13 protein-coding genes and 1 pseudogene are annotated in these 13647 nt (G+C 33.2%); 8 read left to right on the top strand and 6 right to left on the bottom strand.

Annotation, left to right across the window (positions count from 1 at the left end):
* The first annotated feature begins 12 nt into the window (after positions 1-12).
* The 4 genes and pseudogenes from AD998_09215 (at position 13) to AD998_09230 (ending at position 4730) form a co-directional block, all read left to right on the top strand.
* Positions 13-207, top strand: coding sequence for a hypothetical protein (locus AD998_09215; GenBank protein KOY86298.1), 195 nt, complete (start codon positions 13-15; stop codon positions 205-207).
* Between the two features lie 453 nt (positions 208-660).
* Positions 661-843 (top strand): hypothetical protein, encoded by a 183-nt coding sequence (locus AD998_09220; GenBank protein KOY86299.1) that lies wholly within the window; start codon positions 661-663, stop codon positions 841-843.
* A 553-nt stretch (positions 844-1396) separates the two neighbouring features.
* Positions 1397-2503 (top strand): annotated as a pseudogene (locus tag AD998_09225) (hypothetical protein).
* A gap of 199 nt (positions 2504-2702) precedes the next feature.
* A complete protein-coding gene (locus tag AD998_09230; protein ID KOY86300.1) occupies positions 2703-4730 on the top strand; it encodes a hypothetical protein in 2028 nt (675 codons plus the stop codon).
* A 26-nt stretch (positions 4731-4756) separates the two neighbouring features.
* Here AD998_09230 and AD998_09235 read toward each other — a convergent pair whose 3' ends face one another.
* Positions 4757-5305 (bottom strand): hypothetical protein, encoded by a 549-nt coding sequence (locus AD998_09235; protein KOY86301.1) that lies wholly within the window; start codon positions 5303-5305, stop codon positions 4757-4759.
* 282 nt (positions 5306-5587) lie between these two features.
* Entirely contained in the window at positions 5588-6466 is an 879-nt protein-coding gene (locus AD998_09240) for a hypothetical protein (GenBank protein KOY86302.1), read from the bottom strand.
* Between the two features lie 84 nt (positions 6467-6550).
* On the opposite strand from AD998_09240, the gene AD998_09245 reads away from it, so the two are divergent.
* Positions 6551-6895, top strand: coding sequence for a hypothetical protein (locus AD998_09245; protein ID KOY86303.1), 345 nt, complete (start codon positions 6551-6553; stop codon positions 6893-6895).
* A gap of 90 nt (positions 6896-6985) precedes the next feature.
* On the opposite strand, the gene guaA is transcribed toward AD998_09245, so the two are convergent.
* Complete coding sequence (gene guaA, locus AD998_09250; GenBank protein KOY86304.1) at positions 6986-8512, bottom strand: GMP synthase; 1527 nt, start codon at positions 8510-8512, stop codon at positions 6986-6988.
* 95 nt (positions 8513-8607) lie between these two features.
* On the opposite strand from guaA, the gene AD998_09255 reads away from it, so the two are divergent.
* The 3 genes from AD998_09255 to AD998_09265 all read left to right on the top strand — a co-directional run bounded on the left by AD998_09255 (position 8608) and on the right by AD998_09265 (position 11573).
* On the top strand, positions 8608-9408 hold the full coding sequence (locus AD998_09255; protein ID KOY86305.1) for a hypothetical protein: 801 nt from the start codon (positions 8608-8610) through the stop codon (positions 9406-9408).
* A gap of 89 nt (positions 9409-9497) precedes the next feature.
* On the top strand, positions 9498-10601 hold the full coding sequence (locus tag AD998_09260; protein ID KOY88128.1) for a threonine synthase: 1104 nt from the start codon (positions 9498-9500) through the stop codon (positions 10599-10601).
* An 87-nt stretch (positions 10602-10688) separates the two neighbouring features.
* Positions 10689-11573: a hypothetical protein gene (locus AD998_09265; GenBank protein KOY86306.1), complete on the top strand. Its 885-nt coding sequence runs from the start codon at positions 10689-10691 to the stop codon at positions 11571-11573.
* A gap of 83 nt (positions 11574-11656) precedes the next feature.
* On the opposite strand, the gene AD998_09270 is transcribed toward AD998_09265, so the two are convergent.
* From AD998_09270 to AD998_09280, 3 genes are all read right to left on the bottom strand, one after another.
* Complete coding sequence (locus tag AD998_09270; GenBank protein KOY86307.1) at positions 11657-12016, bottom strand: MmcQ-like protein; 360 nt, start codon at positions 12014-12016, stop codon at positions 11657-11659.
* Between the two features lie 41 nt (positions 12017-12057).
* Positions 12058-12813: a hypothetical protein gene (locus tag AD998_09275; GenBank protein ID KOY86308.1), complete on the bottom strand. Its 756-nt coding sequence runs from the start codon at positions 12811-12813 to the stop codon at positions 12058-12060.
* 89 nt (positions 12814-12902) lie between these two features.
* A complete protein-coding gene (locus tag AD998_09280) occupies positions 12903-13643 on the bottom strand; it encodes a hypothetical protein (protein KOY86309.1) in 741 nt (246 codons plus the stop codon).
* Positions 13644-13647: the final 4 nt, after the last annotated feature.

The following is a 13647-nucleotide window of genomic DNA, read 5'->3' on the forward strand; positions in this document are numbered from 1 at the left end:
GGATTGAGGGGTGTGTCTTTTGTAGATATTGTTTTTTCTTGGAAACTGCATCAAAAACATCTCCCTAAACCTCCTCAAGGAGGGAATAAAAGTTTCTCTTTAGAAGGGATTGAGGGTGTGTCTTTTGTAGATATTGTTTTTTCTTGGAAACTGCATCAAAAACATCTCCCTAAACCTCCTCAAGGAGGGAATAAAAGTTTCTCTTGAGAGGGGATTGAGGGTGTGTCTTTTGTAGATATTGTTTTTTATAGAAACTGTATCAAAAACACCTCCCTAAACCTCCTCAAGGAGGGAATAAAAGTCCCCTCTTGAGAGGGGATTGAGGGGTGTGTCTTTTGTAGATATTGTTTTTTCTTGGAAACTGCCTCAAAAACACCTCCCAACCCTCCTCAAGGAGGGAATAAAAGTCCCCTCTTGAGAGGGGATTGAGGGGTGTGTCTTTTGTAGATATTGTTTTTTATAGAAACTGTATCAAAAACACCTCCTAACCCTCCTCAAGGAGGGAATAAAAAAGTTTTCTTTTGAGAGGGGATTGAGGGTGTGTCTTTTGTAGATATTGTTTTTTCTTGGGGACTGCATCAAAAACACCTCCCTAACCCTCCTCAAGGAGGGAATAAAAGTTTTCTCTTGAGAGGGGATTGAGGGTGTCTTTTGTAGATATTGTTTTTTATAGAAACTGTATCAAAAACACCTCCCAACCCTCCTCAAGGAGGGAATAAAAAAAAATCTCCTGAGAGGGGATTGAGGGGTGTGTCTTTTGTAGATATTGTTTTTTCTTGGAAACTGCATCAAAAACACCTCCCTAACCCTCCTCAAGGAGGGAATAAAAAAGTTTTCTCTTGAGAGGGGATTGAGGGTGTGTCTTTTGTAGATATTGTTTTTTCTTGGAAACTGCATCAAAAACACCTCCCAACCCTCCTCAAGGACAAGGAGGGAATAAAAGTCCCCTCTTGAGAGGGGATTGAGGGGTGTCTTTAAAAACTATATGTATTTTAAAAATTAACTTCATTATAAAATGGCAACATATTTCTGTAATTGTGGAGAAAATATTGATAACTATAATCTGTGTATAGAGCATAATGTAGCAGGTTTTCCATCAAATGGCTATGAAATAGGAAGTCTTGTGTATTTAATTGTCAAAGAAAAAGGCAACTGGAAATTGGGTGCAAAAGGCATTTTAAAGAACATTACTAATAATAAGCCTTGGGCAGATGCAGAAAAATACCAATCTGCATTTGATATTGATTGGCAAACTCTTACCCCAAAAATAGATGTTACAACAGATTTACAAAATATTTATAAACCAAACTTTGGTCTTGCTATTCAAGGTAAAAAAGATATTGATACTTTTCAGGGCAAGGGTGATGAGTTAAAAGAAAAATTTAATAGTTATTTTAAAAATGAAAACCCAACTAAGAATATAATGGTCGACTCAGTGTTACTCACAGCCATCAAAACGAAGCCTTTTATTATTCTGGCGGGTATATCGGGAACTGGCAAATCGAGGTTGGTCAGAACGCTTGCTTATCAAACTTGTAATAAAGAAGAACTGAGACAAGAACCCAAAAAACCTGGGAATTTTGAGTTAATCCCTGTCAGACCCAATTGGCATGATTCTTCTGAACTAATGGGTTATGTCAGCAGAATAAATGGGGTAAAATACATTACTACATCATTTTTAAAATTTATTGCAAAAGCTTGGAAACACAAGGAAATACCTTTTTTTCTTTGCTTAGACGAAATGAATCTTGCACCTGTAGAACAATACTTTGCCGAATATCTGAGTATTATAGAAACACGACAAGTCCAAAATAAGGAGGTTGTTACAGACTTTTTAATTTCAAAAGTAAGTTTTGAGAATGATGGTGAGGGTTTGTACTTTCAATTATTGAAAGATTTAGGATTGGATGCAAGCCAATTTCCTGAAGGAATTAGCATTCCAAGCAACCTGATTGTAATGGGGACAGTCAATATGGACGAAACTACCCACTCTTTCAGCAGAAAGGTTCTTGATAGAGCTATGACTTTTGAAATGAATGAGGTGGACTTAAAAGCTGGTTTGGAGGCTTCTAAAAATGACTGGAGTTACCCTTCTGAATATATCACAGCAACTGAAGTATTGGGAAGATATACTTCAGGAGCAGAAGTGTACAAAGAGTCTTTTATAGATAGAGAGGAAGTATTGAAATTTCTTGAAGAAAAAATAAATGCTGTTTTAAAAAAGACACCTTTCCAAATTGCTTATCGGGTCAGGGACGAATTTCTCATTTATTGCTATTATGCAAGTCTTAATTCAACTAACCAAGATTGGCTAACCAATGCTCTTGATGCCATGACACACATGAAAATTTTATCTCGAATAGAAGGAGATGAGACAAAAACGGAAAAGGTATTAAGAGAATTAAAAGGCAGATTAACCGAAAAGTACAAAAAATCCTATGACAAACTCGAAGAAATGGAAGCTCGACTCAAGGATAATGGTTACACATCATTCTGGTCATAATGGAAATTATTAAAATAAAACATAATGATTTTGAGATGCTTATTGAATGTAATCATCTTATAGGTACTTTTGAAAAAGCCAAAAAAAACAACCTGAAATTTTTTCATCTACTTCTTATTCAATTAATGAAGGCAGTATATCCATATACAATTTTAAGAGTGAAAGTTTAGAGCCTCTGGCTTCTGAGAAAACACATCCATTGATCTTCGAAAACAAAGATTATTTTGTTGGTATCACATTCAAAGAAGAATTAAGTATTGAGCCACATATTTATTCAAAAACCAAAGACATAGCAGAGAAATTTTATTATAGAGAAAAGATAAATTTTTTGGCAGGAACCATCAATTTTGGGAATGATCTTGGAAAAAGTGATCTTATTTTAAGATATAAAAAGAATGATGTTGATTGTGAAATTATATTTCAATTTGAGGTATTCCCAACAAAACTGAATTATAAAAGCGATTATGAGAAAATTGTATCAGATATTGAAAAAGACTATCCTTACCTTGTTTTAGACTTTCTGAAAAAAACATATACTTCATTTAAAACAGGCGATCATGCAAATACTGATTTAATTTGGTGGCAGGTTTTTGGTGGACTCTACAATAACTTTATCCAGTCTGCAAAGTTTATTCTAAATAAACCCCATAGCCGTATTATTAGAGAAACAAAATTTGTAAAAGCAGATAAAATTAACAAATGGACAAATTTTTTAGAAGAGGAATATTCAAAATATAAAGATTACCCTCATAAAAATTACCGTTCGGAGTACAAAACATTAACAAACAACACATCCGAAAATAGATTCTTTAAACATGCTGTCTTTCAGACATTCAAACGGTATAAAAAAGTAAAAACTTTTATTGAAAGTAAATTCAATGATAAAATTACTGAAAATTTTAAAAAAGAATTGTCTTCTATTGAAAAGCAACTCAAGACAATTGCTGTGAATCCATTTTTTAGAACAATCGGTAATTTTAAGGGGATAAAACAAGAGTCTCTCGTCTTGCAAAAAGCAACAGGTTATAGCACTATCTACAAATCATGGATTATGCTGAATAGTGGCTTAAGATTTTTAGAAGGAATTCAGAAAATTGAACTTAAAAATATTGCTGAACTATATCAGATTTGGTGTTTTCTTGAGCTTAAAAATATTTTACAACAACTTTTGGGTAAAAACAATCCTGATGAAGTTGATTTGGCTGAAATACAAGTAAATGATTTTGTCTTTAAAATAAAGAAAGGGGCAAAATCGAAAGTTGTATTCAACAAACCTAATGGTGAAGTGATAGAATTATATCATGAGTATTCCTACGGAAAATCTGAAAGTCAGGGTGTTAAATCCTTTACAGTAAACCAAAGACCTGATATTGTTTTGAAGATTACAAAAAACGATTTGAAAGAAAACTATGTTCTTACATACTTATATGATGCTAAATATCGGTTAGCCTCCGACGAAAAAGAAGGCTCCCCTGACTTACCGACAGAAGATTCTATCAATCAGATGCATCGTTATAGAGATGCTATTTATTATGTCAATAAAAATGAAATCAAGCCCGAAAAGGAAATAGTAGGTGCTTATGTTCTTTTCCCTGGTTCTGGAGAAATCGAATCTATCAAAAAACAAGATTACTACCAAGCCATCGAATTTGTAAATATTGGAGCTTTTCCATTGAAACCAAACGATTCTTTAAATAGAAGCCTTTTGGAAGAACATTTAAAAACAATTATTGAATTGGATACAGAATCTGTCTTAATAAACATCTCTCCACATAAATTAACCAAGTATGAAAAACACAATCCTGAAGTATTAATAGGAATTGTTAATAAAGGAAGTCAAACTCAGTATTTTGAAACTGAGCAGAATTTGATTTATCACACAGGTAAAATACAACCTTCAATATTTAAGACTGAAGATTCTGGTTATGTTAAAGTAAAATCTGATATTAAATTTTTTGCTCCCTATTTTTCAGGTAAAGGAATAAAAGAGTATTATGAAATCGTAGACTTTCAAATTTTACCTCGTAATGAGATTTTTGCAGATACTCATTTTTTAGCAAAAAGAAATGATACCAGCCAACGGCTGGTCATCAGTTTGGGTAAAAAGTATGTAATTGATAAGAACAAATATTTTAAATGCAAAATTACAGTATACAGATACACAACTCTAAAAAATATCAGAAGCCCAAAAGATGGTGAGATTGAAGTTTTAAAGATAAACTCATAGGATAGTTGTAGTTTTTCTTTAATAGATTATTCGCCAAAAAATACCTTTTCAAGAAAAGCTATTTTCTCTTCTTCATTCCATTTTTTAGTTTTTATATTCAGATTGTATGCTGTTTTGCCTTTTAGTCCAAATAAAAAATAATCGTTTCCAAGTTCGCTATTGAGATTCCATACCAAATATTGTTTTTCTTTATTCTCTTTAATAAGTCTTAATTGTCCGTTGGTTTTTTCCTTCAAATAGTTAGCATCCCACTCATAAAACTTTCTCACAAAATTTTCAGGTGTAACCTCTGGATTATTATATGAGAATTCGTATTTATTCCATTGTTGTAAGGCAATTGCTATACTTACAGAGTCTTTTCCAACATAAAAGTATTGTTCACTTACCTCATACTTTTTCTTTTTTACCCATTTCCCAGGAACTCTAACTACTCCATGAGGGAAAATTGTGATAGTAGTTTGGTCTTTTATTTTATCGTAGTCTTCAGAATAAATAGTTGAAGTAGATTTTGTTGTAGCACAAGAAAGCAAAATAGTTGAAAGAATGATAGTCAAGAATAGTGATAATTGTTTCATGGTACTTTATTTTTGGTTTGGTCTTTTATAAATCTATTTTGAGTGTATTGGCATTTTTTCGATATAATGTTCAAAAAACTCCCTACATAGGAAAAAAGTTCCTCTTAATAGGGATTCAAGAGCTAAAATTCTATTCACATTGCACCTTCAACCTTATAGTGTTTTTTTGCCCTTGTTGGTCTTCTTGACCAACAAGCCATATTTTACTTTCGCTGGTGAAGAATACCAGCGAAGGCGGATAAAAGATGTGAAGAAACAAAAACCTTATAGGTTTGATATAATTTATATATTTATGGAGTTCTGATAATATTGCAGTCTAAACTCTGTTGCTGTCAGGACTGTATGCTTCTTGAAAAATTTTGCAAAATGAGTCATTTCAAAGAAACCTAATTGTTCAGTAATATTAGATATTGATAATTTCCTATCTATTAACAAACGTTTAGCTTCTAAAATAATCCGTTCTGTAATAATATGACTAGCTGTTTTATTTAATAATGATTTACAAATTCTATTGAGATGTTTTGGTGTAATATTTAGCTCTTTGGCATAAAAAGAAGCTTTTTTTTCAATAACGAAGTTTTTTTCAACTAGCTCATAAAACATATTCAGTTTGAGATTATAGGGATTGATAATATAATTTCCATCTGAAGCCAATACGGACATATCTATAAGAATACAATCAATTAAATTGATGATTTTATCACGTTTTGTATTTGAATCAAGTATATACTCTTTTAAGATAAGTTCCATTAAATATTCTAAACTTATCATATCATCCTTTTCTATATCCAAAAAAGATATATTACTAGATGACACAAATAATGGATAATTTTGTATTTTTTTTGATTGAAAATATAAATTATATATTTCTTTCGTGATAAAGATAATATAGCCATCCACTTCTTTTGATAATTCCCAATGATGAATTTGTCCTGGTTGGATAATAAAAAAACTTCCCTTTTTAACAGGATATTCTTGAAAATCTATCCAATGTTTACCTGTTCCTGCATTAAAAAGCATTATTAAATAAAAAACATGCCCATGTGGTTGATTAATAAAGCCATGTTCTGTAATATGATTACTAATTTTGTTTATGTAGATATTTTCTTGAAAAGACGAACACTTAAAGTTCCTTATCTCATAAATAGGATATTTTTTCATAAATGTCTTTTTTGTATAAATTAATACGTAAAGTATACTATAAAAAGAAACTAAGATGTTTTTATTTTGTAATAAAAAACAATTATGTATTATTTAGTTCAGAATAAATGTCCTAATTGCCATAAAGGCAAAGTTTTTGAAGTTAAAAATGTTTTGTTTTCATGGGGTTTTTCTAAAATGAATGAAGAATGTAGTTTTTGTAACTTTAAATTTGATAAAGAACCTGGTTATTTTTTTGGAGCCATGTACGTGAGCTACGGATTAGGCATGTTAGAAGGGATACTTACTTATTTAATTTGTCATTACATTTTGAATATTCCAAAATTTGATTGGATTCTCTTTATAATGTGTTCAGTAATATTATCATTATGTTTCTTTAATTTTAGACTTTCAAGGTTAATTTGGATATACTTTATGAAAAACTTATAGCTCAGAGCTTTTCTTTTCAAGATTAAAAAATAAAAAGTCCTTCAGTTTAAACTAAAGGACTTTTTTTATCTAATTTCTCACATCTAAAAACTATTCCCACTCAATAGTAGCAGGGGGTTTAGAAGAAATGTCGTATACTACTCGGTTTACACCTTTCACCTTGTTGATAATCTGGTTTGAAATATCAGCCAAGAAATCGTAAGGCAGTCTGCACCAGTCGGCAGTCATGCCATCCAAACTGCTTACAGCTCTCAAGGCTACAACACGCTCATAGGTACGTTCATCACCCATCACACCCACACTCTGGATAGGCAATAAAATAGCTCCTGCCTGCCAAACTTCGTTGTATAGGTTTGCTTTTTTCAAGCCTTCAATAAAAATAGCATCTACTTCTTGCAATAAAGCTACTTTTTCGGCTGTAATATCGCCTAAAATACGAATGGCAAGCCCTGGACCAGGGAAAGGGTGACGATTTAAAATATTTTCAGGTAAACCCAATTCTCTTCCAATTAATCTTACTTCATCTTTGAAAAGGGTATTCAAGGGTTCAACAATTTTAAGATTCATTCTTTCAGGCAAACCACCAACATTATGATGCGATTTGATGGTCACAGAAGGACCAGCCACACTTACACTTTCAATCACATCAGGGTAGATAGTACCCTGTCCCAGCCACTTTACATCCTGAATTTTATGAGCTTCAATATCAAAAACATCAATAAAAGTTTTTCCAATGGCTTTTCTTTTGGCTTCTGGGTCAGAAAGTCCAGCCAATTCTTTGTAAAATAAGTCTTTCGTATCTACACCCACCACATTCAAACCCAAATCCTGATAAGAGTGTAAAACGCCTTCAAATTCATTTTTACGCAAAAGACCATTATCTACAAAAATACAATACAGATTTTTACCAACAGCTTTATGCAAAAGCATCGCTGCTACACTCGAATCCACACCACCCGAAAGTCCTAAAACTACTTTATCAGAACCTAATTTTGCTTTTAAATCAGCTACCGAGCTTTCTATAAATGAGGCAGATGTCCAGTCCTGAGAGCATTTGCAAATATTGACTACGAAATTCTTTAGAAGAACTTTGCCTTCCAAAGAGTGTGTTACCTCAGGATGAAATTGAATACCAAAGGTTTCTTCGCCTTGTATCTGGAAAGCTGCTACTCGTACACTTTCTGTACTTGCAATGAGTTGGAAATTTTCAGGAATTTGTGTAATCGTATCTCCATGGCTCATCCAAACCTGCGAATGATCAGAAAGCCCATTTAAAAGGGCATTACCTTGCTCAAAAGAAGCTAAATTAGCTCTGCCATACTCACGTGTAGGAGAGGCTTCTACACTTCCATCGAACTTCTGAGCAAGTAACTGAGCTCCATAACAAACACCTAAAATAGGTAGTTTCTTACGAATAGCCATCAAATCTACATCAGGAGAGCCTGCATCTCGTACAGAACAAGGGCTACCCGAAAGAATGATGCCTTTGATGTCATCAGTAAGGTTTGGAATTTTGTTGAAAGGATGAATTTCACAATAAACGTTCAATTCTCTAACTCTACGGGCAATCAGCTGGGTATATTGCGAACCAAAATCAAGAATCAGAATTTTTTCCATGGGTTTGGGGTTTGCTAAAATTTTGTCGCAAGTTAGAGAATTTTATCTAAAATTCTTTATCTTGCTATCAATAAAGGCAAAATACTCTTATAACCATGCAAGAAAATATTCAATTTCCAAAAGAACTAGAAAGTTTCTTTCCTGTTTTTGAAAAACTCAAGAAGAAGTTTATCAACATCACCAACACTCCCCAAAAAGATGTTCAGATTTGGCAAAGTAAATTTGGTGGAATGCCATTTTTGCCTGTTGGAGTAGAGTATCCCAAAAATGCCAAAGGTGAGCCTTTGTATTTGCTGGCTCAAATTAATTTTGAAGAAGTTCCAGCTATCGAAAATTTTCCACAAAAAGGTATTTTACAGTTTTATATCGCTGATGACGATTTGTACGGAATGGATTTTGACAAACCTTCAGAGCAAAATGGTTTCAGAGTGTTGTATTTTGCCGATATTGATAAAGAAAGCTTTCAGAGAGATTTACCTTTGGTCAAAGCTGAACTTACACCTTTGGGTAAGAATCTTGAGACCCATCAACTGACATTTGAGGTTGCAGAAGAATATGTAGGACTTAACGATGCAAATTTAGAATCTGCTTTGGGGGATAAATTAGACGAGTTTAATGAAATAATTGAAGCCAATGAGTATAAAATTGCCGACTGGCTTAGTAATCAGGTACGCAATGCAGGGCATAAAATAGGAGGCTATGCCGATTTTGTACAAGAAGACCCCCGAAAATATGATGAAGAAAAATTTAAACAATACAATACCTTGCTTTTTCAAATGGATAGCGAAGGTAGTATTTGTTGGGGTGATATGGGAGTAGGCAATTTCTTTATTGATATAGAAAAACTCAAAAAATTAGACTTTTCAGATGTTTTATATAACTGGGATTGTGGATAAAACAAGATTATTATAAATTTTAAGTGCTAAATATCTATTGATAACTGTTCACTAATAATGGCTAATTAACATTGAAGTCTGATAGTTTAATTTGTACCAAAACACAAGAAGAGTATCCTCTTCATGAAGTACGCTGGCAGAGTAATGGTGGGCATTTGTTAGATATTCGTTTCAAACCCACACTCGATAAAAATCTGATTCGTCAAAGAGCAGCTAATCTTTGGCGTTATAGGGAAGCTTTGCCTATTTTTGATGATACTCATATCGTTAGCTTTGGAGAAGGAGCAACCCCACTCCAAAAAATCATGATAGACAATATTGGTGTGCATTTTAAGTTGGATTTTATGTTTCCAACAGGCTCTTACAAAGATAGGGGCAGTGCTGTAATGGTTAGCAAAATGAAAGAGTTGGGCATTACACATGCAGTACAAGACTCATCAGGCAATGCAGGAAGTTCTGTAGCCGCTTATTGTGCCAAAGCTGGTATTACTTGCGATATTTATGTTCCTAAAGGTGTTTCAGATGGAAAACTGGTACAAATGAAATGCTATGGAGCAAATGTAATAGTAGTAGATGGTACACGAGAAGATACTGCTGAGACAGCTTATCAAGCAGCTAAAAATAGCTATTATGCAAGCCATTGTTGGAATCCTTTCTTTTTTCAGGGTACAAAAACTTTTGCATTTGAAGTATGCGAACAATTGGGCTGGAAAGCCCCTGATACCCTTATTCTACCCGCAGGAAATGGGACATTGCTCATTGGAGCTTATATTGGATTCAAGGAACTTTTAAAAGCAGGCATTATTGAGAGTATGCCTAAAATTATAGGCGTACAAGCGACACATTGCTCTCCGTTATATGAAGCTTTTAATGAAGGTTTGACCTACATCCCCGAAATTATCACATTGCCTACTTTAGCAGAAGGAATAGCCATTGCTCAACCTGTACGAGGCAAACAAATGCTTCAGTATGTAGAACTTACAGAAGGAGTTTTTATGTGTGTAAGTGAAGAGGAAATCAAAGATACTTTGATAATGATGGGTAAAATGGGCTATTTTATTGAGCCTACTTCGGCTGCTGTAGTAGCAGGTGTACGTAAATACATTCTTACAGCCCCACCACATGAAAAAATAGTTTCTGTACTTACTGGTTCTGGACTAAAAGCTACAGAGAAAATACTCAAAATACTGTAAAACTTACATGCCTATTGCATCTTGTGTCTATTTTTTGTAATTTTAATTTATAAAATTTAACACTTGTTACAAAACACCATATCCTTTATGAGAAATATACAACTATTGCTATTGCTAACATTATTCTATGCACAAAACTTATTAGCTCAAGACATTCCTAAAGAACTTGTAGTTGCCATTGGACATACACAAATGGATAAAAAAGGTGCAGAAGTAGATAAATTATTACAAGAGTATCTTGCAAAAAAATTAGCAATGCCTGTAAAAGTCTATTACCCAAAGAATATCTTTGAAATGTTAGATAAGATAGATAGCAGTAAAGTTCATGTAGTAGATATTAACCCTTTCGGATATGTAATGGCATCTTTAAATGGAAAAGTGGATGTGATAGCTATTAGAGGTGATAAAAACAAACAAGTAGAAACCTACAATAGTTGTATTTTGGTCAATTCCAAATCACCTATCAAAAAGATTGAAGATATTAAAAAATTAGGCTCTAAACTTGAAATGACATTTGTAAATGCTGCTTCTACCTCTGGGCATTTGGTACCAAGATTATACTTTAACTCTATTAATTTAGATGTCGAAACTGTATTTAAAGAAGTTAATTTTAAGAAAACTCATGTTGGTGTAACAGATTATCTAAAAACAAACCCCAATGCAGTAGGAGCTTGTGCCTATAACTTCTTCCAAGACCAAATCGCTGAAGGGAAAATTAAAAAAGAAGATTTTCGTATTTTATGGAAATCTCCAAATATTCCTCATGGACCTGTGGCAGCTTTGAAAAACCTAAATCCTACTTTGAGAAACAAAATTCAAGAAGCATACTTGGCAATACCCACAGAAGCCCCTGAATTATGGAAAATTATGCTTGCAAACTGGTTGCAAAACCCGAAAATACTACTTATATCAAAGGTTCTGATGAAGCATTTAACTCTTTACGCAAAATCACCAACGAAGCGGACGATTTAATACTCATTTTAAATTTTTATAGAGAATAACCTTTAAAATATTTTATCTTCAAATGTTTAGAATAAAAAAAGCCTTTCCTGTATCTAGGAAAGGCTTTTTAGTTCATCTTGTAGTTTTTTAGTTAGACTTGCTACTACTAAATTATAGGAATCATCAATCCACTCTAAAACAAGCTTTTGAGGTTTTATACTTTCCACAAGAATTGTATTCCAATGTTTTTTATTCATATGGTATCCAGGGCGTACACCATCATATTGTTCTCTGAGCTCAACAGCTTTTTCAGGCTCACATTTTAAATTAATAGAAAAAACTTCACGATCTAAGCCTGTTAGAGCAAACATTTTCCCCATTACTTTAAATACAAGTGTTACATTATCAAAAGGAAATTCTTCTGTAACACCTTTCTTTTTAATACAGTAATTTCTGAAATCTTCAATATCCATCTTTACAATGAGTATTTAATAACATTTATAATTTGGTATTCTTATCTTTTCTTATCCAACTCCCCAAATACTTTCTGTAAAAGAGCTGTAGTACGAGCTAAGGGTGTATTTCTGATTTTTTGCTCTTCTTGAGCAATACGCCAAAATAAACCATCTAATGCTTTTTGAGTAGTATATGCTCCCAAATCGCTGTTAATAGGTTGTCTTACATTTACAAGAGCTCCAGCAGGAGAATTAGCTAATTTATTGTAAGGGGTTGTAATAGCTTGCCATGCTTGTGTTGCACCTACTTTACTCAATGAAGCATTGATTTTAGGAGCATAAGCTTGGGTAAGCTTTTGTAAGGTTTTTTCTTTAAGGTAATTTGTTGCTGCATTTTCATTACCAAATAAAATATTTTTAGCATCTGTAATACTCATAGAAGTAATAGCATCTACAAAAATAGGTTTGGCTTCATTGGCAGCATCTTCGGCTGCTCTATTCATCTTCAGTACTGCTTCATCTACCAATTTCTGTCCTTGAGGAATATTTTTGACAATCAAATCTTGTACTTTTTGGGCTTCAGGTGGAAGCAATAATTTAATAGCCTGATTACCAAAGTATCCATCCATTTTGATAAGCTCATTTACGCCATTGCCAATCCCTTGATTGAGAGCTTCTTTTAGTCCACTGGCTATATCTGCCTCAGTAAGAGGTTGGCCCGTGGCAGTAGTGGGCAGATTAGAAGCAACTTGCTGGAGGGTAGCACAAGAATGTAAAAATGTAAAACCAATCAGGAATAAGGCTATTTTTTTCATAAAGAAAAGATGTTTTTGTTTAAAAAAGAAAAACTACAAACCTATACGAAAAAACAGATTTGTAGTTTTGTTTAAGCTATGAATATTTTTTAGAATCCAAAAGGATTTTTTTGAGCATTTTCTTTCATGGGAGAGGCTTCCATCACATTTGCTTTGAGTTGTAAACGATGTGTAGGGCTTTTTCCATCATTAGAAGTGATATACACTTCATCTACAATATTTCCTTTCTGACGAGGAGTATATTTAATTTCTAAAATATAAGATTCCTTGGGTTTTAAAGTTCTTGTACCACTATGAGTAATACAATTACAATCACTTCTGATGCCAGAAATAGCTAAATCGCTTGTTCCTGTATTGGTAATAACAAATTTTTGTAAAGCGGTTTGTCCAATTTGCAAACTACCAATATTAGCAACTGTACGGTCAAGAGTAAGTGCAGCAGCCGAAGCAGCTACAGCAGCTTTGGGGTTTACAAAACCCTTGATATACAACACTTTTACTGGTTCTTCGCTGTTGGTACGAACTGTGATACTTTTATGAAAAGCATTGGGACGACCTTGGCTACTATACGAAACACTTATTTTACCACTTTTACCAGGAGCAATAGGTTCTTTGGTATAAGATGGACTCGTACAACCACAAGAAGGCTCTACAGATTGCAAAATAAGAGGTGTTTTTCCTCTGTTTTTGAATACAAAATCGTAAGTAGCTACTTTTCCTTCATCAAAAGTACCAAAATCATGGGTTTCTTTCTCAAATTCTATAATACTTTGAGCATGAATGAACGTAAAAGCAAACAACAATAAAATAACAAGGCTTATCTTCTTCATAATC

This window comes from bacterium 336/3 (assembly GCA_001281695.1).
Lineage (GTDB): Bacteria > Bacteroidota > Bacteroidia > Cytophagales > Thermonemataceae > Raineya.

Excerpts from the sequence above, each read along its gene's own strand:
- AD998_09245 (KOY86303.1), top strand. The coding sequence starts at position 6,551 with ATGTATTATTTAGTTCAGAATAAATGTCCTAATTGCCATAAAGGCAAA.
- AD998_09280 (KOY86309.1), bottom strand. The coding sequence starts at position 13,643 with ATGAAGAAGATAAGCCTTGTTATTTTATTGTTGTTTGCTTTTACGTTC.
- AD998_09265 (KOY86306.1), top strand. The coding sequence starts at position 10,689 with ATGAGAAATATACAACTATTGCTATTGCTAACATTATTCTATGCACAA.
- AD998_09270 (KOY86307.1), bottom strand. The coding sequence starts at position 12,016 with ATGGATATTGAAGATTTCAGAAATTACTGTATTAAAAAGAAAGGTGTT.
- AD998_09240 (KOY86302.1), bottom strand. The coding sequence starts at position 6,466 with ATGAAAAAATATCCTATTTATGAGATAAGGAACTTTAAGTGTTCGTCT.
- AD998_09275 (KOY86308.1), bottom strand. The coding sequence starts at position 12,813 with ATGAAAAAAATAGCCTTATTCCTGATTGGTTTTACATTTTTACATTCT.
- guaA (KOY86304.1), bottom strand. The coding sequence starts at position 8,512 with ATGGAAAAAATTCTGATTCTTGATTTTGGTTCGCAATATACCCAGCTG.
- AD998_09235 (KOY86301.1), bottom strand. The coding sequence starts at position 5,305 with ATGAAACAATTATCACTATTCTTGACTATCATTCTTTCAACTATTTTG.
- AD998_09255 (KOY86305.1), top strand. The coding sequence starts at position 8,608 with ATGCAAGAAAATATTCAATTTCCAAAAGAACTAGAAAGTTTCTTTCCT.